This is a genomic window from Gottfriedia luciferensis (assembly GCF_001712755.1).
GTDB classification, from domain to species: domain Bacteria; phylum Bacillota; class Bacilli; order Bacillales; family Bacillaceae_G; genus Gottfriedia; species Gottfriedia luciferensis_B.
The window spans coordinates 13549-37362 of the sequence record NZ_MDKC01000002.1 but is presented as its reverse complement, the minus strand read 5'-3'; the positions used below and the strand labels follow the sequence as shown (position 1 = coordinate 37362).

The following is a 23814-nucleotide window of genomic DNA, read 5'->3' as shown; positions in this document are numbered from 1 at the left end:
GACTAGACAAGGTTTCAATACTATTTATTCAATTTAAAAACTATTTTTGGGTGAATAATTACAACCAATTCTAACCAAATTGTAACTATTTAGAAAACTTAAAGAGATTTATTTTTCATGTTAGCTTTTAGAAGATGCAAATAGTCAATTCCAATAGTAGTAATCTTCGTACCCGCTCTACCTCTTCCTTTTGTTATCAAGCCCTTATTCCCCATAATTTCTAAACGAAGTCTAATTTGCTGTGGAGATAAGTATCTACCTTTTTCCTCACTCGAGTTGGATATAAGGTCTCTACTTGCTGCTTTACCTAAATCATTACAGTTCTTTATTGTTTCAAGAATTGTAACAGATTCTTCAATTTCAAGAACACTTGTAGGAAGTTCAAATTGATCTGAATCTCTTTTTGGTTGTTCCCTGTTCTCTGTATAGTTATAATGAGGAAAGTCATTTCGAGAAATCGTATTTCCTTCACAAACAGTAAGCATATAATCAATAACTGATTTCAATTCCCTAATATTACCTAACCAATTTAAACCCATTAATTCATTTAAAGCTTCTTTCTCAATTGAAACCCCTTTTCCACTTTTAGAGATAAAGTGTTGGACAAGCATCGGTATGTCTGTTCTTCTTAAGCGTAAAGGTGGAATGATGAGATTTAACACATTTAATCTGTAATACAAATCGGAACGGAATGAGCCGTCTGAGATTTTATGATGGATATCTTTGTTAGTTGCAGCAATGATGCGAACATTAATAGGAATGATTTTTCTGCCACCTATTCTACGAATTTCTTGTTCTTGGAGAACACGAAGTAAATGCGATTGAACATTTAAGCTGATGTCACCTATTTCATCTAAGAAGATCGTTCCTCCATCAGCAATTTCAAAAAGGCCTTGTTTCCCACCTTTTTTTGCTCCAGTAAACGTACCATCTTCATAACCAAATAGTTCACTTTCTAGTAAACTCTCTGTAAATGCACTACAATTTATGGCTAAAAAAGGGCCGTTTTTTCTGTTTGAATGTTTATGGATTGCGTGTGCAAAAAGCTCTTTACCTGTACCCGTTTCACCTTGAATTAAAATAGGATGCTCTGCCTTTGCAAGCTTTGTTGCGATCCGTTTACATTCTAAAATTGCGTCATCCTCACCAATAATATCCGCAAAGTCATATCTTGCATAAAAACCTTGCTTTCTAAACTCTCTCTGTGCTGTTTTTTCTATTTCAAATGCTTGATTAACACTCTTAAAAGTAGCAACGATTCTGTCATCTTCATGACTATACGTCCTATAGATTACAATATCTATATTGTCAATTGAAAAAAATTTAGATTCATCTGTACCATTTAAAATAAAGTCCCTTATATTTTGCTCCTTAATAATTTCGTCTATATACTTACCTTCATAGTTACTTTTAGTTAATTTAAACAACTTAATAATCCGATCATTTAGCACCGTTATTCTTTTATATCCATCAATCGCTAATATTCCATCATCAACCGTATTTACAACACTTTGGATATGTCTATTTACTTTCTTTACACTTTGATCTGCATTGAAAAGTTCTCTATGTAATTCAATTATATTGCGTAAATACTTTTCTGAAATTAATGTTGCGATATTATCGTTAAAATGAAAATAATCTACAATGTGTAAAATTGTAGAGATATCAAAAAGTCTTACGCCGATATCCAATACATGTTTTATATATGGAGGACTTAAGTGAGTTTCACCTGGTGAAACCGAAAAATTAATATCTGGATAATATAATTGATCACTTTTAAATGGAAAATACTCCAAATGATTAATCCCCAATTGGTACAAGGACTGAATAAGTTCGACTGTCGATTGAAAATCATCATTAACTACAAGAACTTTTGTTCCTTCCTCAATTCTCAATAATTTGTCTACATTTTCATGATTAAGCGTTCTTTTCCCAACTATGATTTGTTTAGCACTTAATTGTGCAAATTTTTCAGTTTCAGCTTTTACTGCCTCTGACGAAAAAAGTATAATTTCATCCTTAAATGATTTATGTTCCCCCTCGTCAATTGCATATGAGTTAATCGTTATGTATTCTTCTAGCAATTGCGTAAGTTGATTAGACAAAGCTTGTCTTGTTTTTGAACTGCCTGTGATCAATGTTAGTGAATTTTTCATCTTTAATTTCTCTCCATATTTGATAAAATTGGTTTTATTATAGCACCAAACAAACCAAAAAGAACCAATTAACCTGAAGAATCTATCAAATTTTCTTAAAAATAAGACATTTAAAGTTGGCACACAACTTGCTTATAGAATGTTATAGCCATTTTAATAGATTTTGAGAATTTAAATTTGGGAGGGAATATTTGGAAGCGTTTTATTTATCAGATTCTATTAAACTTAATTAGCTACTTAATCATTAAAAGGAGATGGATCTATGTCACAAATTCACGCAAATAAAATGACACCTAAAACAAAAGTTATGAAAGAACGTAAAATTAATGTTTTTGCATTACTTTTAGTAATTCTATTAATCGCAACAGCTCTTACTTACGTTTTACCTACTGGGGAATACGCCCATATCGACGTTGACGGACATTCATCAGTCGATCCGAATTCATTTAAATCAATCGCTGCTACACCAGTTGGCCTCTTCGATATGGTAAAAGCCATTCATTCGGGTATGGTAGAAGCAGGTAATATCATTTTCTTCGTTTTAATAATTGGAGGATTTTTTGGTGTATTAAGTGCTACTGGCACAATTGAAGTGTTAATCTCAACAATGGCTAGAAAACTTGCTACTAGAGAAAAGTTATTAATTCCTATTATGATGCTGTTCTTTGCAGTTGGAGGTTCCTTAATGGGAATGGCTGAAGAAACTTTAGCTTATATTCCACTTCTGGTTCCGTTAGCACTTGCTTTAGGATTTGACACTATGACAGGAACTGCAATCGTATTAGTTGGAGCGTCAGCAGGTTTTACAACAGCGATTATGAATCCGTTTACAGTTGGTATAGCTCAAGGAATCGCAGAACTCCCTACATTTTCTGGTATGGGCTTTAGACTTGTCCTATTTGTAGTTGTTTATTTAATATCTGTTATTTTTATTTATCGATATGCTATGAAAGTAAAGAAAGATCCTAACATAGGATTCTATGGAAAATATTCAATTGAACAAACTAACGATCTATTAACTTCTAAAGCTAAATTATCTTCTAGACATAAATGGATTTTAACTGCGTTTCTTATAAACTATATTATTTTAGCTTTTGGCGTTATTAAATATCAATGGTACATTACTGAAATTGCTTCTTTATTTATTATCTTAACGATTGCAATTGGAATAATTGGAAAATTATCAATCGATGACGTTGTTAAATCATTTACTGGGGGATCTGCTTCTTTAATTAGTGGTGCTCTTATTATAGGTGTATCCCGTGCAATTCTAGTCGTTTTAAATCAAGGACATATCGTTGATCCAATGCTTCACGGAGTATCTGATGTCATTAAACATATCCCTGCTTCTTTAAGTGTAATCGGGATGTATAATTTCCAAGCAGCTATTCACTTTATTTTAGCTTCAGGTAGCGGTCATGCCATGTTAACAATGCCAATAATGGCACCATTAGCCGACCTACTAGGAATTACACGACAAACTGCTGTTCTATCATTCTCTTTTGCTGATGGTATTGGTAATATTATTTTCCCAACAGCAGGAACTTTAATGGCAGGTTTAGCAATTGCAGGGATCCCTTGGACGAAATGGGCGAAATGGATTTTCCCATTAGTATTCGTTCAATATATTATTGGTTTAATCGCTGTTGTTATCGCACATTTAATGAACTACGGTCCTTTTTAATGAATTAACAAAGGATTTAGGAGGAGAAAAAAGTTGTTAACCTTAATAAAAAACGGTCAAGTATACACACCACACTCTATTGGCAGAAAAGATATTCTTTTAGCAGGTGGAAAAATTGAAATGATAGCAGATCATATCTCCATTCCACCAGAGTTTCTTTCCTGCGATGTCATAGATGCCTCCAACTCTTTTGTTGTACCAGGTTTTATTGATTCACATGTACATATCATTGGAGGTGGTGGTGAAGGCGGTTATAAAACACGTACTCCAGAACTAATGCTTACTAATGTTACTACTGCTGGTGTTACTACAGTAGTCGGTGTATTAGGTACAGACGGTACAACAAGAACAATGGAGAATTTGCTTGCTAAAGCACGCGGTTTAGAAGAAGAAGGGATTACTTGTTTTATTCACACTGGTTCTTATCAAATCCCTGTAAAGACATTAACAGAATCGATTCAGAGCGATATTATTCTAATTGATAAAATTATTGGAGTTGGTGAAATCGCTATTGCAGACCACCGTTCTTCGGAACCAACTATTGAAGAACTTGCAAAGATTGCATCTGCTGCACGTAATGGAGGCATTTTATCTGGAAAGGCTGGCATCTTAGAAATTCATGTTGGTGATGGCAAAGATAAACTTTCACTTCTCCATCAACTAGTTGAACAGACGAATATTCCAATTCGTCAGTTCCACCCGACTCATATTAATCGGAATGAAGAATTGTTTAAAGCTGGTATTGATTATGCTCTTAAAGGTGGATTTGTAGATTTTACTACAAGTACGATCCCTCAGTTTTTAGAAGAAGGCGAAGTAAAGTGTAGCAAGGGACTACGGGTTATGCTTGAAGAAGGGGTTCAGATTGAGAACATAACTTTTTCATCTGATGCCCAGGCAAGTCTTCCCTTTTTTGATACAAACGGAGACTATTTGGGACTTCAAATAGGAAAAATTTCATCCCTATATCAAGAAGTAAGAGATGGAGTAATTGATGAAGGAATCCCATTAGAAGTAGCATTACAAGTAATTACTTCAAATCCAGCACAAGTGCTAAAACTACCACACAAAGGTAATATAAAACCTGGTAACGATGCTGATCTTGTCATATTAAATCAAGATACTTTAGAAATTGAAACAGTAATTGCACTTGGGAAAAAGATGGTTGAAGAAGGTATTCCGGTTGTAAAAGGCACTTTTGAATAACACATTTCAGGAGGTATTAATGATGAAATTGAAGTACAAGTTTAAGATTTCAATCGTATTATCATTAGTTTTAGTATTTTCGTTAGTATTTGGAACTTCTTTCTTACAATCTGAAAAAAATGTTGAAGCTGCAGCTGCACCAAAAGTATTTTTAATGGGTGGTGCAATTGATGATAGTAATGCCGAAATTTACAATGCACTAAAAGCTGCAACTGGCAAAACTAATCCAGTAGTTGCAATTGTATGTAGTGCAGCTGCTGACTATGCAACTGCATTAGACGCATACACCAATGATATAACAGGTCACTTATCGTATAAAAATTTATTTACTCGTTATGGTTTTACACCTGTATTTATACCTGTGGCAGTTGATAACTATACAACAGAAGCTTATAAGCAAAGTAATATTGATCTAATCAACTCAGCAGACGTTATATTTTTTAACGGTGGTGATCAGTCCCGTCATGTAAGAAGTTTACTAAAAGACGATGGAACTCCTACCCCACTTTTTGCAGCAATCCAACAAAGAGCAGCAACTGGAGCTATTATTTCTGGTACGAGTGCTGGAACTGCTGTCCAAAGTCCGAAAACTTACGGTGAAGGTGTCAGCTATGGATACTTATATTACAACCGTTTATTGTCTAAAAAAATCAGTGACATCTCACTAGCAGATTCTTTATATCCGGATAACGGTGGATATACAACAGGTTTTGGTTTTGTAAACGCTTCAATTGATACTCATTTCGATGCAAGAGGTCGTATAGGTCGAATTCTTTTAGCTGAAAGAGACTTAGGTCAAAAAGTAGGCTATGGAATTGATGAAAACACAGCACTATATTTGAACGGTACTACTGGTAAAGTTTTTGGTGAACATGGCGTTTTCATAGTAGACTCAACAAATGCAACTTACGGAACTGCAGCATCTTTTACTGTAAATAATGTAAAAGTAAGTTATTTAACAACTGGTGATTCTTATAATACAAGTACAAAATCAATTACATCATCTAAATCATTAATTACAACACCATACTATTCGACGATTCGAGATTCTTCGGATATATTTTCAGCGTATGAAACAACTACGACAATTACAAGATTGGTAGATACAAATGTTTCTTATTTGTATGGTGATAGTTATGAATCAGGTCCTAAATTTACGTTAAAGTTTATAAAAGACGCAAACACAAAAGGATACTATAGCAATAGTAAATATACTGTTAGTAATGTTGTACTGAATGTAAGTTATTAACCTAAAGTAACAAAAAGAAGATTTACTAACGTAAATCTTCTTTTTACGCTGTTGAAAAACAACCTTGTCAATTAAATTACCAAATTTTCGTAAAGGAGTAGTTTGATGTTGATTTCCACTACAGGATGCTCGCTTTCCATGGGGCGAGATTCTTTAGCCTCCTCGGCAAGCCTGCGGGGTCTCAGCCTTCCCGCTAATCCCATAGGAGTCGAGCACCCCTTTAGTTCCAATCAACTTATTCATCAAAATAAGTCTGCAATAAACCCTAATCAAATAGCCTTTACTCAGAGTAACCTAACTGTTGTGTAATAATCAGCTTGTAGGTCAACTAATATCGAACTTTAATTAAACAAATCAACTGAATTTGTCTTTCTAAAAATTAGCTCATAGTATTTTAACTTCTGAAAAAAACTTTACTAGTGATTATTAGAATTATGAAATTGCTCAAAATATTAACATTTAAAACAATTAATAAATCATCCAAAAATGATAATTTCATTATAAATAAGTTCAATTTAATGACCGTTTTCCCTATTGACCATTTTATATTTCAACACTCTGAAAAAGAAGATTTACTCAACGTAAATCTTCTTTTTTTAATCATCTAAGCATTTCCAAATGAAATGAATTAATTGCTCGGTCATCTCTTCATTTATGGAAAAGACTTATTTTTGAATTACATCTTAATAGATCTATTGGAATATACAAATCAAAAATAGGTTAATCTATCTTTGTTTAGATCTAGTTATAAGGAGAATCAATAATGAAAATAGGGATTATTGGGAATGGTCAAATCGGGAATGTTATTGCAAATAGATTGGTAACTTACAATCATGAGATTACATTTGGAGTTAGAAATTTAGAAAGTAATCAAAAGGTTAATCCTATTTTTAATTATGTAGAAACGAAAGATATTGCAATTAACAACGAACTAATTATTCTTGCTGTACCAGGTAATGCTGTAGACAGTGCAGTTAAAAACATCATAGAAATAGATGGAAAAATAGTAATTGATTTGACTAACCCTATCGGTGAGGGTTTAAAGTTAACAAGAGGTACTACTACTTCAAATGCTGAAGAAATACAAAAAATAATCCCTAAAGCAAAAGTAGTTAAAACATTAAATACAGTTGGACTAGAAAAAATGATTGATCCAACGGTTAATGAAGAAAAGATAACTATGCTTATAGCAGGAGATCATGATGATGCTAATTTAAAAGTGTCAAACCTAATTGCAGAAATTGGTTTTGATCCATTAATAGTTGGTAAACTTTATTTCTCAAGATATTTAGAGCCTTTTGCTATGATTCGGATTGAAATGGTTAGAGTGCAGGGCATGAATCCAAATACTGGAATAAAATGGATGCGTTAATTTAAATAGTAATTTATATAAAGGAATGAGTCGTTTTTATTAAAAACGACTCCCTTTATTATGTAAAAGCATAATAGGATGGAACTTGGAACCACTTTCTAAAAAACTTATAACTTTTTTTTATTTAACTTCACAAAAAATGTGATCCAATCATCTCTTAGTTCGACCCAGATACTTCCTTTATGAAGTTCAACAATTCGTTTAGATATAGCAAGTCCTAATCCAGCACTACCTTGACTCTTTCTTGCTGAATCTTCACGATAAAATTTTTCAAAAAATCGTTTAAGATTCTCTGCTTTTACATTAATTACGTGATTCGATATCGAAAGTAATACTTCATCAGATTTTTGTGTTAGACTTACTTTTATTGTTGATGGTTTAACACTATATTTCATTGCATTCATAAATAGGTTATCAAAAACTCTAACCATTTTTTCGACATCAATATTAATTTCAATATCTTCTGCAATTGACTCCTTTTTAATTTTTAATCCTTCTTTTTGAAAAATAGGTATATTCTCTCCTATTATTTGTTCAATCAACTGACTTAAATCAACCTTTTGTTTTGATAGAATAATATCTGGACTAGATAACCTCGTAAATTCAAAAAGTTCATTGATTAAATTCTTTAAATCATTCGATTTTATATAAATTGTATTCAAGTATTCGTATAACTCATTTTCATTCTTGTATTCTCTATTCTTCAACAAATTACTATATCCTAATATTGAGGTTAGTGGCGTTCTTAAATCATGCGAAACACTAGTTATCAATTCATTTTTGACATTTTCAATATGACGTTCATTTTTAAATTTCCGCTCTAACTCTTTGGACATTGTATTAATATTCATACTCAACTGAGTCAATTCATCTCGCCCTTTTAACTCAATTACAGCTCCAAGTTTACCTTGAGAAATTATTTGAACAGTATTTGAAATTTCTTTTAAATAAAGTATCTTTTTTCTAATTAGTAACAGAAAACTAATAATGAAACTTAATATGATAATCACAAATGTTGGAATAATAATGAGATTATATTGTAATGGACTTACATTATTTTGATGAGAAACAAAATAAGGTCCTATAAAAATTTGAGAAATAAAAATTGTTACAATTAACGAAACACCAAAACTAATTGTAATTGCTACTAATAACTTAATACTAATTCTTTGCCAGTTATGAATTAAATTCTTCATACTTTGTATCCAATTCCCCAAACTGTTTTAATATAAATAGGATGTTTAGGATCATCTTCAATTTTTTCTCTAATATTTGTTATATGAACCATTACGGTATTATCAGATTTTAAAAAGTCTTCTTTCCAAATTGCTTCATATATCTTACTAACACTTAGTACGATTCCTTTATTTCGGACTAGTAATTCTAATATTTCAAACTCTTTTGGTGTTAGTCTCTTTTCGTTCTTTCGTATCCAAACTTGTCTTGTCTCTGTATTTACTTGCAAGTCACCAAAAACTAATACTACTTCATCATTCTTTTGTATATTGTTATATTTTTTATACCTTCTAAGCTGAGATTTTACTCTAGCGATCAACTCAAGCGGATTAAATGGTTTAGTTAGATAATCATCTGCACCTGAGCTTAGTCCTTGTATTTTGTCTAGATCTTCAGATTTTGCCGAAAGCATAATGATCGGTAGTGTCCTTTCCTCTCGAATCATTATGCACGCTTCTATTCCATCTATTTTAGGGAGCATAACATCTAATATAATCAAATCAAAATCTTCATCTTTTAAAAGTTCAAGAGCCTCCTCTGCATCATCGGCTAAAGTAGTAGAAAACCCTTCATTTTCAAGATAAATCGAAATTAATTTTTTGATTTTTTCATCATCATCTACAACCAATATTTTACTTATCAAGTTTCACTACTCCTTTCAAAGCGGTACTCTAATCTAATTATTGCAACTTAATACATATGCTGGTGGCAAATTTCTATATTCCTTTTTAATATCTATATTTTTAAAGTAGGTATTAATAAATTTCATCTTTCTCTGAGTATATTGGAATGTAACAAATCTTCCTTGTTCTCCGAGTATCTTTTTGGTGCTTAATAAAATAGTTTTTGATACGTTTAAGGGTAAACTAGTAAATGGCAGACCAGAAATGACATAATCGACATTGTCTATTCCAAAACCTTCTAAATACTTCATAATACTTTCCGCACTATCATTAATAATCGTTACATTATGATTATCTCCAAACTTTCTAATTAAATGGTTATAAAACTCATCATTTTTTTCTACTAAAATAATTTTTGTAGATGGCAATTTTTGCTCAAGTAATTTTTCAGTAAAAACTCCTGTTCCTGGACCGTATTCAATAATCGTTTTAGCTGTCTTAAAATTAATATCATCTAACATTTTTTCAGCCAAAAACGATGAACTTGGCATTAATGCTCCAACAGTTCTTGGTCGTAATATATATTGAAATAGAAATAATAATTTTTTCATAACTTAACCTCCAAATATTTAACTTTTTATGATGAAATCATAATAAAATAAATATCTGAAGAAAAAGTCACTAAATTTCTTAAGAATTTTAAAGAGGTTTAAGTTCAAACTTAATTATAATAAGTGGACATACCTTCCCAATAACACATACCATAAAGCATAACAAGTGTTACTTAGCAAAACGATCATAATGTATGGCCTATACCTCATTCCTGAGGCAGATGAAATTAAACAGGCAGCATCAGTTGGGCATGTAGGAACTGCACCTAGGATGAAGAGCATCCAATATTGGTTTTTCTTAATCCTTTGTCCTATTTTTGGATGTTTGTTTAGGAAGTTTTTATACCATAATGACTTATTTATTTTTTTACCAATGATGAAAATGATACTTTCAGTAATGAACATAGATCCTAGTGATAATAATAAGACAATCCAGGGATTAAAAAGAAAAATCCCAGTCAGTAAAAATAAAGAACTTGGTATCATTAATACAAATCTTAATGAAAAAATAGCAAAGAATAATAAAAGTGCATAGTCCTGTCTATCTGTAATAAATTGAATTAATTCATTCTTAGAAAATGGTATTATCCCAAATTCATACATAACGACTAAAAGAATACTCCAACTACTCAATAAAGTTATTACACGATATTTCACTTTCTTTCCTCATTTCATAGTTTAATAATTAAGTATTCATATTTTCGACTATACATATTAAATTTTCTACTACATTTATATAAGTAATTCTTAAGAAATCATAAAGAACTTTTAATTTTTTTCCTTCTATTGATTATGTATATCAATATTTAAGATTGGAAAAATTAAAATTGCTACATATAGTAATAAGGAAGATTGTAGGTGTTTTATTGTTAGCACAAATATCTCTAAGAGCTTAATCGCTTTATCCTTACTGATTTTTTGGGAGCTTTTAATGAGTCAGTCACAAGGATTCTATCAAACAATGAAAAAAGTAATGATCAAAATCTTCAAGATGAAAAAAATAAGGTAAAAGGAGCTATTCAAATTTTTGGAAGTGGACCTGACACGAAGGAACCAATTATGAGGAATGCTTTTCATACTCTGCTTACAATCGCTGAAAACAGTATCTGGATTACCACTCCCTATTTCGTTCCAGACCAAGAGATTTTCACGATTTTAAAACTTAAAGCAATGTCTGGATTAGACGTAAGGATCATTTATCCGGGAAAAAGTGATAGTATTTTGAGTGATTCAGCATCTAAGTCATATTTCGCTCCTCTATTAGAAAGTGGCGTTAAAATTTATACTTATAAAAAGAATTTCCTTCACGCAAAGGTTATATTGATTGATCATGAAATTGCTTCAGTTGGTACTGCTAACTTAGATGTAAGAAGTTTGCATTTAAACTATGAATTGACATCATTTTTATATGAATCAGATGCAGTTGCTCCAGTTAAACAATCTTTTTTAAATGATTTTTCTGTTTCTACTAAGTTAGATGTTACGGAATTTATAGAACGTAGTTTATTTAAAAAGTTAATTGAGTCACTAACACGCTTATTTTCACCCTTATTATAATTTTCTCCAAATAAAAGGAGCTTTTGGCTCCTTTTTTAAGTATAAATCTAATTAAGCTTTCTTTTTTTTAAAAATGTAGAAAGAAAAAATAACACTAGAACTATTATTGAGATTAATATTATTAATTGGTTTGTTGATAAAGAAAATATCTTAGTTAATTCTATTGAGTATGCAAGTAGTGAAGATGTTATTAATTTTGAAAAACATACGATTAATATATATTTTTTAATAGAAACATTGGTAATCCCTGCTCCAACACTGACAATTTCATCTGGCAAAACAGGAACAATCAACAAAATTGTAATAAATAGTGTTTCATTTTTTTTAACCATTTCATTATATTTTGTAAGGTGCTTTGTTTTAATAAACCGATTAACTACCTTTAATCCGCCATATCTTGCTAAAAAAAACATAGTAATATTCCCTAAAACAATTCCTACGAAATCAATTATAAAACCATAAAAAGAACCAAACACTGTACTTGCAGCTAAAACAGTGACTGCTTCTGGAATTGGCAAAGCAATCGGGTGGAAAAAACAGATTAAAAAATAGATCCACTTAGCAATTTTAATATTTTTTCTAAATAGTCCTTCAAAACCATAATAATCAGTTATAACCATAATATTAGATATGTAATAAATTAAAAAAATGACAATTACTACCCCAAAGTTATAAAAAACTAGAATTCGAGTTAACTTTAGAAATTCTTCACTCTTGTTAAAAAATGCTGTTATTGCAAATATCACAATGATAAATGATATAAAAATGCCAATCATTCTAAATTCATAAAGTAACGTTTTTAAAGAACTTACTAAGATAATAATCGGAATAAAACTTACAATCAATTGCAGACATAACCTTACATATCTCCAATTTGAATACTTCATTCTAGATATAGCGTTCATTAAATTCTCCTTAGGCTAACCTATTATTTTAGCGCAAGCAAAGCTCAATTTTACTCTTTTAATAGATTGAATTGTTTAATGGTTATATTATTCAATTAATATAGACCATCTATACCTAAGTAAGTATAAGAAATGATAAAAACCCTCAACGCTAATAGCGTCAAGGGTTGATTTGATTAATATACTGACATGTATTGATCTCTTTCCCAAGGGTGAACTTGAGTACGGAAGATATCCCATTCGATTTCTTTTGCTTCTACAAAGTGTTCGAATAAGTGTGATCCTAGAGCACCAACGATTACTTCGTCAGTTTTTAATAGATCAAGTGCAGCTGCTAAAGTTGCTGGTAAATCGATGATTCCAACTTCTTCGCGCTCTTCTTTAGACATAACGTAGATGTTACGGTCTACTGGAGCTGGAGCTTCTAATTTATTTTTGATTCCGTCTAAACCTGCTGCTAATAATACTGATAATGCTAAGTATGGGTTTGCAGCTGGGTCAACTGAACGTACTTCTACACGTGTGCTTAAGCCACGAGATGCAGGAATACGAATTAGTGGACTACGGTTTCTTGCAGACCAAGCTACGTAACATGGAGCTTCATAGCCAGGTACTAAACGTTTGTATGAGTTTACAGTTGGGTTTGTAACAGCTGTAAAGTTTGGAGCATGCTTTAAGATCCCTGCGATGAAGTGACGTGCAGTTTCACTTAAACCTAATTCACCAGTCTCATCGTAGAATGCGTTTTTACCATTTGTAAATAATGATAAGTTACAGTGCATACCTGAACCGTTTACACCAAATAGTGGTTTTGGCATGAATGTAGCGTGTAAACCGTGTTTACGAGCGATTGTTTTTACAACTAATTTAAATGTTTGAATGTCATCACAAGCTTTGATTGCACCAGCATATTTGAAATCAATTTCATGTTGTCCTGGAGCTACTTCGTGGTGAGATGCTTCGATTTCAAAGCCCATTTCTTCAAGTTCAAGAACGATATCACGACGGCAGTTTTCACCTAAGTCAGTTGGTGCTAAGTCGAAGTAACCACCCTTATCATTTAACTCAAGAGTTGGTTCGCCTTTTTCATCTAATTTAAATAAGAAGAATTCTGGCTCAGGCCCTAAGTTGAAATCTGTGAAGCCTAGAGCTTCCATTTCTTTTAACATACGTTTTAAGTTATTACGAGGATCTCCTTCAAATGGAGTACCATCTGCATTGTAAATATCACAGATTAAACGAGCTACTTTTCCTTTTTCAGCAGTCCATGGGAATACTACCCAAGTGTCTAAATCAGGGAATAAATACATATCTGATTCTTCGATACGAACGAATCCTTCAATTGAAGAACCGTCAAACATCATTTTATTGTCTAAAGCTTTTTCAAGCTGACTTACTGGAATTTCAACGTTTTTGATAATCCCTAGTAAATCCGTAAATTGTAGACGTATGTACTTTACGTTTTGTTCTTTTGAAATACGGAAAATATCTTCTTTTGTAAACTTAGCCATTATAAAAGTTCCCCTTTCGTATGCAACAAACAAAATTAGTCTAACACACTTTAAAATAGAAAAGTAGAGATATGCTACTTCCACTTTTCTATTTTTTTTATTTTAAGTTTAGTGATTAGCAGTTTAAATATGTTTCTTTTTCCCATTCTGATACACGTAATCGATATGCATCCCATTCTTCTTTTTTGTTTTGAAGGAACGAATAAAATACGTGTTTCCCTAAAACCTGCTGCAGGAATTCACTGTTTTCAAGTTCTGTAACTGCTTCAAGCAAGCTTCCAGGCAATGTTTCAATGCCTTCTGCTTTTCTAGTTACGTCATCCATCAAATACAGGTTTTCACTTCGTTCGACTGGAGGTGTTAATTTTCTTTCAATACCATCCAAGCCTGCAGATAATAAAACAGCTAAAGCTAGATAAGGATTTGCAGATGGGTCTGGATTTCGTACTTCGATTCTAGTACCTGCACCTCTTGCAGCCGGTATACGAATTGTACATGTACGATTACTTTGTGACCAAGCTACGTAAACTGGTGCTTCATAACCTGGAACTAAACGTTTATATGAATTAACTGTTGGATTTGTAACTGAAGCATTTGCACGAGCATGTGTTAATACACCTGCAATAAATTGTCGTGCTGTTTCAGATAATCCAATTGAATCATGCTGATCATAAAAGGCATTACCATTATCATTTCCTAGACTCATATGACAATGCATACCTGAGCCATTTTCTCCAAAAATTGGTTTTGGCATGAATGTAGCAACTAAACCATTTTTTTCAGCAATTGTTTTAACTGTATATTTAAATAATTGAATATTATCAGCTGTTTGTAATCCTGGTGCGTATTTCCAATCGATCTCATGTTGACCGATTGCAACTTCGTGATGTAAAGCCTCAACTTCTAATCCTAAAGCCTGAAGTGCTTTCGTAATTTCACGTCGTATTTTAACTGTTTTATCTAGGGGGGCTACATCAAAATATCCACCATTGTCGTTTGGAACTAATTGATTTCCTTCCTTAGTAAATAGGAAGAATTCAGGTTCAGGTCCTACATTAAAGGAAGTAAATCCCTTGTCAGTCGCTTTTTCAATTGCGCGTTTAAGCACATTTCTTGGATCACCTTCAAAAGGTGTACCATTCGGGTAATAAACATCACAAATGAAGAGTCCAACCTTTTCGTTAGTGTCGACTTTCCAAGTATTCAAATCTGGGAAAAGCATCATATCACTTGCTTCAATTTTTGTGAATCCGTTAATACTAGAGCCATCAAACATAGTTTCGTTATTAAGTATTTTTTCAATTTGTGTGATTGGTAGTTCTAAATGTTTGAATACCCCTTCTACATCTGTAAAAAATAACTGTACAAATTCAAGACTATGTTCTTCAACACTATTTAAAATCGTTTCCTTTTTCATTTATATTTCCCCCCATATAAATATAAAAGCTAGAATAATCCAGACTTAATCAATAACTTAATGAAAGAATCGAGACATATCTCCTTGTCGTAAAGAGGTTCTACCTAACTTACCATTTTGATATAACTCTTGACGAAGCATTTTTCGGAGCTGTTCATCTGATATTGATTTTTCAACAATGACTTGTTGAACCACTGTTTCTTTGGATTTTTCTGACGATTTTAAATTGAGTACTTCTTTAATTCCTGCTAAATTTAAGCCTTGTTCTATAAAAGTTTTTATCTCTAATAATCGATCGACATCATTGAAAGAAAATAATCTACGATTACCTTCAGTACGAGCAGGACGAATTAAATCATGCTCTTCATAATATCGAATTTGTCTTGCGGATAATTCAGTTAACGAAATGACTATTCCGATTGGGAAAAGTGGCGTTGAGCGTCTTACTTGATCATTCATAGCAATGCTCCTTTCGTTCATCTATAAGTATTTTATTTCATGTTAGATAATCTGTCAATACGATGTTAGAAAATCTAACATGAAAATATTTGTTTTTTATTCTATGCAATATTAGTTAAAATTCTACTATTTTATTAAAAAAAATAATCTCCATTAGTTTGGAGATTATAACGGTTTGTATTCTTTACATATATGATTAAATCCGTTTATTTGTTGAGGGGATTTAAACTTGGTTTCAATTGAACGTCCTCAAATTTAACTGTTATGATATTCACTAAGTACTTAAAATGATAAATCTTTTTTTAAAAAGAAATGCTCATATTCTCTTCCCACTTTATCAAGTGTTCCATAAACTTGATAGCCGAACTTCTTATAAAAATCTAAAGCCTGGAAGCTCAAAGTGTCTACCTTTATGAAATCACAATTCTTTTCAAGCGCTATTTGTTCAACTTCAAATAACAATTTGGCTCCATATCCAAGTTTACGAATATCTTCATCAATCATAAAAGTATGAATTTCTAACCAATTCCAGCAAATCTCACCTAATATCCCACCACGTACAGTACCATTCTCATCCTTAAGAAATAAATTAACCTCTTGATATCTGCCCCTTAAATCTTCAGGAAAATGTTTTAAGTTAAATTCATACAAACTACTATTAATATATTTTTTATCTTTCTCATTAAAATCCTTAGTTATATTTAGATCCATTTCAACTTTTCTCCTATTCTGTTTCATACAATTTTACCTTATTTTACCATTTACTTCTTCATAATTACTGCTTTTTTGTTCAACTATCCTGTCATTTACTTTAATAAGAAAGACTCATATTAGCAGCTAGTCTTAATCTAATGCATGATTAGTTTAAGGACATAATTTACAATTTGACTAAAGTATCTTATTAAGTTATGATTTTTTTTACGTTAACAGAAAGGCTGAAGATAATGGTTCGTCGTTTGAAAAAGTTTAAAAATGTCGCTGTGGTATTAGGCTTCTAAGTAAATTCTAGAATCTACAATACTTAGAAGCGAGGAATATAATTATGAATCATCCATTATTTAATCATTGGTCTGAAACAAAGTATTTAAAAGATATAGTGACAAATCCACTCATTGAAGTAGGGGAGTATCCCTATTATTCAGGGTATTATGGTAATCAAAATTTTGAAGATGGCTGTGTAAGGTATTTATGGGGTGATGCTAAATCCCAAGAACTCTTCAATCCAATTGAACAGTTTGGTTGGCATCTAGATAAACTCATTATTGGAAATTATGTTTGTATTGCAAGTGGAGTTGTCATTTTAATGGGGGGTAATCATAACCACCATTCAGAATGGATTACAGTTTATCCATTTGGTGAACAAATAGGACCATCTTATGAACCAAAAGGTGATACAGTTATTAAAAGTGATGCCTGGATTGGCATGAACGCTATTATTATGCCTGGTGTTACAATTGGTGAAGGTGCAATCGTTGCAGCAGGTTCTGTCGTATCTAAAAACGTACCTCCATATACAATAGTTGGTGGAAATCCTTCAATAGAAATAGAGAAACGATTCACAGATTCAGAGATTAATAAACTAATGGAAATGCGTTGGTTTGATTGGGATAGAGAATTGGTTAAAAGAGCGGTACCTCTTTTGTCCAGTTCATCCATAGAAAAGTTATATGATTTTTATAACATTGAAGTAAAAGAAAGATAATTAAGTTAGACAAGCTACATTCTAAATAGGATGTAGCTTTTTGCATACAATTTTTATTTATTACACAAAATTGGCAGGTTTACTCTTTATAGCAAACCTGCCAATTTTTCTGACCAACTGACCAACTTCTTAGTCAAACTCCTTTATTACGTTCTTTTGTGCAACTTAGGTAATTAGCACATTTCTCTTTGAAACACTTGGTAACTGTTCCTGGTTTAAGATTATCTTTAAACTTTTCATAGCAATAACATACTTCATCGTCCTGTTCAACGCCACTCTTCCGACTAAAGACTATTGGTCCAATATCAGAAGGTTTTAGGTCTTCTATTTTGTTATCTTCTTTGTACTTATCTAAACACGATTTACAAATACAAGATCTTTTCACCTCTTCTGGTGGTATCTGATTAAATATCTCTCTTGGGAAATACTCATCATTACACCAACACGTCTTCCCACTTGAGCACTTATTTTCATTCCCACACATGGGACAGAGCTTAAGCTTAATTGCCATTAAATACCCTCCTCAATAATCTGATTAACAATCTTCGTTATAATATCAGCGGGCATTGTTACGAGCGAATGGCTAGTTCTTACTCAAATTCCTAGCATATGGAACGAACTTTTATTCTTTATTAATTAATGGTCTTTTATTGGTGTACTTCCCACTTAATAACGTTGCGCATTCCCTTTACGGAAAAAGCCTTACTATAAATCCGCTCAATCCCAATGTCCATTTTTCTTCTCTAATTCGAATATGTTTATATGTATTTTACACCATAATTTTACAATTTCCTTCTAAAAATAAACTGAAAGAGGCGACTTCAAAAAAGAAATCACTTAAAAAGATAGAAAAATTTTCAGCATGCAGTGCTATAAAAAGCCAATCCCTATATTTAAGAATTGGCTTTTATATGTGCTCTTTTTTATTCAAAATATTAAGCCATTTTGCTTTCGATCTTACAATAATGATATTTTTCAAAGAATATTTTCCATTTCATGTCATGGCAATTCATTTCTTTTTATTTTTTCTATATAATATAGAAGATTCCGATTCACATAGACGTTTATTCGAAACTCAAAATCTAGATAATTGGTCTTTTTTTATTTTTAACTAATAAAGTTTTAAAATTTTACATGAATGATAAAAAAACCGCTCTTTTAAGTATTTCCTAGGGAAGACTTAACTAATAAAAAGTAGTCGTTCTTTCTCTTTTAAATGTAATTATTAATCAATCAAAAGTCCCCCAACCATAAGTTGAGGGACTTTTGCATTGAATTAAATTACTCTTGCTCCCAACTTTTAAAAGTTTCCTTATAATCGCTAGAAACGATTCCTTTTTCTGTAATAATTGCCGTTATTAGTTCATTCGGCGTCACGTCAAACGCTGGATTTAGTACATTGATTCCTTCAGGGGCAATTTGAACATTTCCGATATGCGTTACTTCAGTACGATCCCGTTGTTCAATGATAATTTCATTCCCTGATTCGATAGATAAATCGATTGTTGATAAAGGTGCAGCAACATAAAATGGGATTTGGTAAAAGTTTGCTAAAATCGCTAATTGTAATGTTCCAATTTTATTTGCAGTGTCTCCGTTAGCAGTAATGCGATCAGCTCCAACTATTACTGCATCAACCTTTTTATTTTGTAATAAGTAGCCGACCATATTATCAGTTAATAATGTAACTGGGATACCACTTTGTTTCAATTCCCAAGAAGTCAGTCTAGCTCCTTGAAATACTGGTCTAGTTTCTGTTGCATAAGCTGAAATTTCCCAACCTATTTCTTTTGCTAAGTGAAGTGGAGCTAATGCTGTTCCGTATCGACTTGTCGCAATACTCCCTGCGTTGCAATGAGTTAATATTGCTGCGCCGTCATGTAATAATGTTAAAGCGTTTTCACCGATTTCCTTGCAAGTTGCCTCATCTGCTAGATGTAATTTAATCGCTTCTTCCATGATAATTAATTTAGCTTCGGAAACAGTCACTGCTTCTTTACTAGATTCAATTAGTCTTTCAACAGCCCATGCTAAATTTACTGCAGTTGGTCTCGCGCTAATCAGTTCATTTGCTAATACTCTTGCTTGTTGATGAAATTCATCAATTTTTTCAGTTTCAAGTTCTCGAACACCTAAATAAAGTCCATACGCAGCTGCTAAGCCAATCGCTGGTGCGCCTCTAACTTGTAATTTTACGATCGCTTCACGTACATCTAATAATGTCGTTGCATCAAAATAATATATTTCAGTTGGTAATTTTGTTTGGTCTAAAATTTTTAAACTTTCACCGTTCCATTGTAATGATTCAGGTATTTGCTGTAATGTAGTCATCAATTATTACTCCAATCCATTAAGTAAATTTCCAATATTTCTAATAGTAAATCTATTTTTTATACAATAAACTCCGAATTTTAAGACTTTTTTCTTTGCTTTAATTTTTTGGTTATGTTCCAGTGAATCAATGTCTTCAACGTGAGCAAGACCGATACTTCTTCGGATTAATTCACATCCAATAACCCCAATTGCATCCACCCAATATCCTTCTAATTTTTCGTTAATTAGAGCTTTTTGATTAAATGGTCTAACACTATGCTCTTCCCAAAGTTGAATAAATGTTTCATTAAAAACTTTTTCAATGTTTAAAATGTGTTCGATAATTTCGTCTTTTAGCTCAGTACGGCTGAAAAGTTGAAAAAGTAAATTTGCTTGAATTTGCCCTAAATCAAATCCAATTGGTCCTACAAATGCAAATTCCGGGTCAATTATTTTTGTTTCAGTCTCAGATACGAAAATGCTTCCCGTATGTAGGTCACCATGTAATAAAGCTTCTTTTTTCGATAAGAAATCTAATTTTAATTTCGCAACTTCAATTTGAAGATCAGCATCATTCCAAAGTTCTTGAATTTCATCTGTTAAATCTTCTTCAAAACTATTTGTTTCACTATTAAAAAATGGATCTGTATAAACAAGATTTTCTGTTATATCACATAAGTCAGGATTATTAAAAAGATACTCTAGCTCTTTCTTCTTAGCAGGTGAAGTTCCAAAGTCAGAAGTGAAAAATAATGACTTTGCTAAAAATTCACCGATATGTTCGGCTAAAAACGGATAGCTTTTTTTCTCAATGAAACCTTTTCGTAAAATTTGTAAGTGTGAAAGATCCTCCATGACAGTTACGGCTTGATCTTCGTCATGCTCTAAAATTTTCGGTGCATGCAATGGGATTAGCTCATTGTATATTTTTGTAGCATTACTCTCGATCGTAGCTCGCTTTAATGTAAGTGGCCAGCTTTCACCAACAACTTTTGCGTATGGCAGAGCCTGTTTTATAATTAGCCCTTTCTCACTTCCTACTGGTTTAACTTTAAACACTAAATTTAAATTCCCATCCCCTATTTCTATACATTCACATAATTCATTTTTAAAATAGCCAAGTTTTTGTAAATAAGTAATTGCAGTTGCTTCTGTTAATGGTCTATATTCTTTTCGTTCAATGACAGTCACTAAATTCATCCCCCTTGAATTTTGCAAAATAAAAAGCCTCTTTTCCGAGACGAAAAGAGGCAATACTAATTGGCTTTCGTCTCTTATCTACCAGAAAATTTCTTTTCTGTTGGAATTAGCACCGTGCCTTACTGAGCATTTAAGCTCAGGCGTATACAATACGCCCCATTTCACAATGGTATTACGGTCGGTTGCTGGGCATCGTCGGGCCAAATCCCTCCGCCTACTCGAAATAAGAGTTCGCATATTTGATTTTATAATCGTATTTTAGTTTATCGTTTTTTAATTTGTCAATTATTTTTTTGAAACTTTTTGTAAATTCCTTCTTTTCTGTCTTCAAAAATTGGGATTGTACCACGTATTTCATCAACTTTTTTCGGATCAATTTCGCCAAAAACGATTTCTTCATTCGTGCTGCCTTTGGTAACTACTTCTCCCCAAGGGTCAATGATCATTGATCCTCCACCAAATGTATTCGCTAAATCTTTTCCCACTCGATTACAAGCAACAACATAACATTGATTTTCAATTGCTCTTGCTTTTAATAAAATTTCCCAATGATTCATTCTTTGGATTGGCCATTCAGCAACAAAAAATAAAACTTTTGCACCCTTTTGAGAATGCGCTCCAATCCATTCAGGAAAACGCAAATCATAGCAAACAAAACCTGCAGCCGTTAATCCATCGATTTCAAAAAGACCATCAGTTTCCCCTGATTGAAGATAGTGATGCTCGTTCATTAACTGGAATAAATGAACTTTATCATAGGTTTTTACTACTTCACCTGTATTGTTTATAACAATTAACGTATTCGTTACACCATTTTCTCTTGCAATTGGGAACGAACCAGCAATCAATATTACGTTATTTGATTTTGCGATTGACTGAAGCTCAGAAATAACTGCTTCTTGTTGATCTGTGTGTACGCCAATTTCTTCCAGACAATAGCCTGTTGTCCATAATTCCGGTAATACGATTATATGGACATTTTCTTTAACAGCTTCGTTTATTTGAGTTTTCATTTTCTCTAAATTAGCCTTTGAATCACCTAATATAACATCAGATTGAATACACGCAGTTTTAATCACAATTTATTCACCCTATTCTAAATTTTATAGACATTTTTAAATCGAGCATATATGATGGTGAAAGTTATTGCAACAGTCGTTCATGAAAATCATTCGATTAAGAAACGATCTATTCAAATTAATTTTATTATATTTTTGGAGTGATTAACTTGAATCATAGTAAACTATTAAACAATTTACCAAAACAATTTTTTGCTTCACTAGTCCAAAAAGTAAATCAGTCAATCAGTAATGGTCATGATGTCATTAATCTTGGTCAAGGAAATCCAGATCAACCAACACCTGATCATATTATAAAAGCATTACAGCAATCTGTTGAAAATCCATTAACTCATCGCTATTCTCCGTTTAGAGGAATGAGCTCTCTAAAAAATGCTGTTGTAGAATTTTATAAACGAGAGTATGATGTTGATTTAGACCCAGAGGAAGAAGTAGCCATCTTATTCGGTGGAAAAGCTGGATTAGTAGAGCTACCACTTTGTTTATGTGATGCGGGAGATACAATTTTAGTGCCAGACCCAGGCTATCCGGACTATTTATCTGGTATATCTCTATCAAAAACAGTTCCATACATGCTTCCATTACTAGAAGAAAATCAATTTTTACCAGATTATAAGTTAATTCCTCAAGACGTTTTGGATGCTAGTAAAATATTATTTATCAATTATCCAAATAATCCCACGGGAGCTATAGCTACTGATGAATTTTTTAAAGAAACAGTTGAGCTTGCAAAAAATAATCAGATTACCGTTTGTCATGATTTTGCTTACGGTGCATTTGGTTTTGACGGCAAAAAACCTTTAAGTTATCTTCAAACTCCAGGAGCAAAGGAATGCGGGATTGAAATTTATACCCTTTCTAAAACTTATAATATGGCTGGTTGGAGAATCGGTTTTGCAGTTGGAAATAAAGAAGTTATTTCAGCAATTAATCTATTACAGGATCATCTTTACGTTAGCATCTTCCCTGCTGTTCAAGAAGCTGCCGCTGTTGCACTAACTGAATCGCAAGAAAGTGTCAAACAACTATTAGCTCTTTATGAAGAGCGTAGAAATGTATTTATTAGCGGTTGTCACGAAATTGGATGGGAAGTAACTGCACCAGCAGGTTCGTTTTTTGCATGGTTAAAAATTCCATCAGGTTTTACATCACAGGAATTTGCTGATCTTTTGCTTGAAGAAGCTCATATTGCAGTCGCTCCAGGAAATGGATTTGGAGAATATGGTGAAGGTTATGTAAGAGTCGGCCTACTATCAGATACGGATCGATTGAAGGAAGCAGTTGCTAGATTAAAAGAGATTGAAATATTTTCAAAATTTAATGTTTGACAATTGTGATTGTTCATGAAATAATGCGAATAGATTAAGAATTCAAAATTAAATATAACTTTATTCAGAGTAGGTGGAGGGACCGAGCCCGACGAAACCCGGCAACCGGCTAGTTAACTAGTACGGTGCTAATTCTCGCAGCATTTGCTGACAGATAAGGTGTAGGTAAACCTCTCCTTAGTGGAGAGGTTTTTTGTTTGATTAAA

General features: G+C 32.4%; 21 protein-coding genes and 2 riboswitches. Of the genes, 7 read left to right on the top strand and 14 right to left on the bottom strand.

What is annotated here, in order from left to right; genetic code table 11:
* Positions 1–98: 98 nt before the first annotated feature.
* Positions 99–2156, bottom strand: a complete 2058-nt coding sequence (locus BED47_RS02730) for a sigma-54 interaction domain-containing protein (RefSeq protein WP_069032298.1) — start codon at positions 2154–2156, stop codon at positions 99–101.
* Positions 2157–2418: 262 nt separating this feature from the next.
* On the opposite strand from BED47_RS02730, the gene BED47_RS02725 reads away from it, so the two are divergent.
* The 4 genes from BED47_RS02725 to BED47_RS02705 all read left to right on the top strand — a co-directional run bounded on the left by BED47_RS02725 (position 2419) and on the right by BED47_RS02705 (position 7667).
* Positions 2419–3840 carry a YfcC family protein gene (locus tag BED47_RS02725; protein ID WP_069032297.1) on the top strand — a complete coding sequence of 474 codons (1422 nt, stop codon included), beginning with the start codon at positions 2419–2421 and terminating at the stop codon, positions 3838–3840.
* A 33-nt stretch (positions 3841–3873) separates the two neighbouring features.
* Entirely contained in the window at positions 3874–5046 is a 1173-nt protein-coding gene (iadA, locus tag BED47_RS02720; RefSeq protein ID WP_069032296.1) for a beta-aspartyl-peptidase, read from the top strand.
* A gap of 22 nt (positions 5047–5068) precedes the next feature.
* Complete coding sequence (locus BED47_RS02715) at positions 5069–6295, top strand: cyanophycinase (protein WP_069032295.1); 1227 nt, start codon at positions 5069–5071, stop codon at positions 6293–6295.
* A 763-nt stretch (positions 6296–7058) separates the two neighbouring features.
* Positions 7059–7667 (top strand): NADPH-dependent F420 reductase, encoded by a 609-nt coding sequence (locus tag BED47_RS02705; RefSeq protein ID WP_069032293.1) that lies wholly within the window; start codon positions 7059–7061, stop codon positions 7665–7667.
* A 107-nt stretch (positions 7668–7774) separates the two neighbouring features.
* On the opposite strand, the gene BED47_RS02700 is transcribed toward BED47_RS02705, so the two are convergent.
* From BED47_RS02700 to BED47_RS23070, 4 genes are all read right to left on the bottom strand, one after another.
* Positions 7775–8863, bottom strand: coding sequence for a HAMP domain-containing sensor histidine kinase (locus BED47_RS02700; protein WP_069032292.1), 1089 nt, complete (start codon positions 8861–8863; stop codon positions 7775–7777).
* Positions 8860–9546 carry a response regulator transcription factor gene (locus BED47_RS02695; protein ID WP_069032291.1) on the bottom strand — a complete coding sequence of 229 codons (687 nt, stop codon included), beginning with the start codon at positions 9544–9546 and terminating at the stop codon, positions 8860–8862. Before BED47_RS02695 ends, BED47_RS02700 begins: the two co-directional genes overlap by 4 nt.
* A 33-nt stretch (positions 9547–9579) precedes the next feature.
* Positions 9580–10137, bottom strand: coding sequence for a class I SAM-dependent methyltransferase (locus BED47_RS02690; protein WP_069032290.1), 558 nt, complete (start codon positions 10135–10137; stop codon positions 9580–9582).
* 114 nt (positions 10138–10251) lie between these two features.
* Positions 10252–10794: a TVP38/TMEM64 family protein gene (locus BED47_RS23070; RefSeq protein WP_084006737.1), complete on the bottom strand. Its 543-nt coding sequence runs from the start codon at positions 10792–10794 to the stop codon at positions 10252–10254.
* A gap of 402 nt (positions 10795–11196) precedes the next feature.
* Here BED47_RS23070 and BED47_RS02680 point away from each other — a divergent pair, with 402 nt between their 5' ends.
* Entirely contained in the window at positions 11197–11694 is a 498-nt protein-coding gene (locus tag BED47_RS02680; protein ID WP_139116330.1) for a phospholipase D-like domain-containing protein, read from the top strand.
* Positions 11695–11741: 47 nt separating this feature from the next.
* On the opposite strand, the gene BED47_RS02675 is transcribed toward BED47_RS02680, so the two are convergent.
* The 5 genes from BED47_RS02675 to BED47_RS02655 form a co-directional block, all read right to left on the bottom strand.
* Positions 11742–12599, bottom strand: coding sequence for a TVP38/TMEM64 family protein (locus BED47_RS02675; RefSeq protein ID WP_084006736.1), 858 nt, complete (start codon positions 12597–12599; stop codon positions 11742–11744).
* 176 nt (positions 12600–12775) lie between these two features.
* A complete protein-coding gene (glnA, locus tag BED47_RS02670; RefSeq protein WP_056470085.1) occupies positions 12776–14110 on the bottom strand; it encodes a type I glutamate--ammonia ligase in 1335 nt (444 codons plus the stop codon).
* 115 nt (positions 14111–14225) lie between these two features.
* On the bottom strand, positions 14226–15527 hold the full coding sequence (locus BED47_RS02665) for a glutamine synthetase family protein (protein WP_069032287.1): 1302 nt from the start codon (positions 15525–15527) through the stop codon (positions 14226–14228).
* A 57-nt stretch (positions 15528–15584) separates the two neighbouring features.
* Positions 15585–15986: a MerR family transcriptional regulator gene (locus BED47_RS02660; RefSeq protein WP_056470089.1), complete on the bottom strand. Its 402-nt coding sequence runs from the start codon at positions 15984–15986 to the stop codon at positions 15585–15587.
* A gap of 282 nt (positions 15987–16268) precedes the next feature.
* Positions 16269–16697, bottom strand: coding sequence for a GNAT family N-acetyltransferase (locus tag BED47_RS02655; protein ID WP_069032286.1), 429 nt, complete (start codon positions 16695–16697; stop codon positions 16269–16271).
* Positions 16698–17028: 331 nt separating this feature from the next.
* Here BED47_RS02655 and BED47_RS02650 point away from each other — a divergent pair, with 331 nt between their 5' ends.
* The gene (locus BED47_RS02650; RefSeq protein ID WP_069032285.1) at positions 17029–17688 is read left to right on the top strand and encodes a CatB-related O-acetyltransferase; all 660 of its coding nucleotides are present in this window, start codon (positions 17029–17031) and stop codon (positions 17686–17688) included.
* 133 nt (positions 17689–17821) lie between these two features.
* On the opposite strand, the gene BED47_RS02645 is transcribed toward BED47_RS02650, so the two are convergent.
* The 4 genes from BED47_RS02645 to BED47_RS02630 all read right to left on the bottom strand — a co-directional run bounded on the left by BED47_RS02645 (position 17822) and on the right by BED47_RS02630 (position 22277).
* Positions 17822–18199, bottom strand: coding sequence for a cysteine-rich CWC family protein (locus tag BED47_RS02645; RefSeq protein ID WP_069032284.1), 378 nt, complete (start codon positions 18197–18199; stop codon positions 17822–17824).
* A 770-nt stretch (positions 18200–18969) separates the two neighbouring features.
* Positions 18970–20019, bottom strand: coding sequence for an S-methyl-5-thioribose-1-phosphate isomerase (gene mtnA / locus BED47_RS02640; protein WP_069032283.1), 1050 nt, complete (start codon positions 20017–20019; stop codon positions 18970–18972).
* A 6-nt stretch (positions 20020–20025) separates the two neighbouring features.
* The gene (mtnK, locus tag BED47_RS02635) at positions 20026–21192 is read right to left on the bottom strand and encodes an S-methyl-5-thioribose kinase (protein ID WP_254664534.1); all 1167 of its coding nucleotides are present in this window, start codon (positions 21190–21192) and stop codon (positions 20026–20028) included.
* Between the two features lie 80 nt (positions 21193–21272).
* Positions 21273–21431, bottom strand: a riboswitch (SAM riboswitch).
* 51 nt (positions 21432–21482) lie between these two features.
* Positions 21483–22277 carry a carbon-nitrogen family hydrolase gene (locus tag BED47_RS02630; protein ID WP_069032622.1) on the bottom strand — a complete coding sequence of 265 codons (795 nt, stop codon included), beginning with the start codon at positions 22275–22277 and terminating at the stop codon, positions 21483–21485.
* Between the two features lie 143 nt (positions 22278–22420).
* Here BED47_RS02630 and BED47_RS02625 point away from each other — a divergent pair, with 143 nt between their 5' ends.
* Positions 22421–23608 carry a pyridoxal phosphate-dependent aminotransferase gene (locus BED47_RS02625; RefSeq protein WP_069032282.1) on the top strand — a complete coding sequence of 396 codons (1188 nt, stop codon included), beginning with the start codon at positions 22421–22423 and terminating at the stop codon, positions 23606–23608.
* A gap of 57 nt (positions 23609–23665) precedes the next feature.
* Positions 23666–23769, top strand: a riboswitch (SAM riboswitch).
* The last annotated feature ends 45 nt before the right edge of the window (positions 23770–23814 follow it).

Coding starts and splice junctions, on each gene's coding strand:
- BED47_RS02700 (WP_069032292.1), bottom strand. CDS start 8,863: ATGAAGAATTTAATTCATAACTGGCAAAGAATTAGTATTAAGTTATTA.
- BED47_RS02665 (WP_069032287.1), bottom strand. CDS start 15,527: ATGAAAAAGGAAACGATTTTAAATAGTGTTGAAGAACATAGTCTTGAA.
- BED47_RS02690 (WP_069032290.1), bottom strand. CDS start 10,137: ATGAAAAAATTATTATTTCTATTTCAATATATATTACGACCAAGAACT.
- BED47_RS02715 (WP_069032295.1), top strand. CDS start 5,069: ATGAAATTGAAGTACAAGTTTAAGATTTCAATCGTATTATCATTAGTT.
- BED47_RS02725 (WP_069032297.1), top strand. CDS start 2,419: ATGTCACAAATTCACGCAAATAAAATGACACCTAAAACAAAAGTTATG.
- BED47_RS02680 (WP_139116330.1), top strand. CDS start 11,197: ATGAGGAATGCTTTTCATACTCTGCTTACAATCGCTGAAAACAGTATC.
- BED47_RS02650 (WP_069032285.1), top strand. CDS start 17,029: ATGAATCATCCATTATTTAATCATTGGTCTGAAACAAAGTATTTAAAA.
- BED47_RS02675 (WP_084006736.1), bottom strand. CDS start 12,599: ATGAACGCTATATCTAGAATGAAGTATTCAAATTGGAGATATGTAAGG.
- BED47_RS02730 (WP_069032298.1), bottom strand. CDS start 2,156: ATGAAAAATTCACTAACATTGATCACAGGCAGTTCAAAAACAAGACAA.
- BED47_RS02705 (WP_069032293.1), top strand. CDS start 7,059: ATGAAAATAGGGATTATTGGGAATGGTCAAATCGGGAATGTTATTGCA.
- glnA (WP_056470085.1), bottom strand. CDS start 14,110: ATGGCTAAGTTTACAAAAGAAGATATTTTCCGTATTTCAAAAGAACAA.
- BED47_RS02655 (WP_069032286.1), bottom strand. CDS start 16,697: ATGGATCTAAATATAACTAAGGATTTTAATGAGAAAGATAAAAAATAT.
- mtnA (WP_069032283.1), bottom strand. CDS start 20,019: ATGACTACATTACAGCAAATACCTGAATCATTACAATGGAACGGTGAA.
- BED47_RS02660 (WP_056470089.1), bottom strand. CDS start 15,986: ATGAATGATCAAGTAAGACGCTCAACGCCACTTTTCCCAATCGGAATA.
- BED47_RS02645 (WP_069032284.1), bottom strand. CDS start 18,199: ATGGCAATTAAGCTTAAGCTCTGTCCCATGTGTGGGAATGAAAATAAG.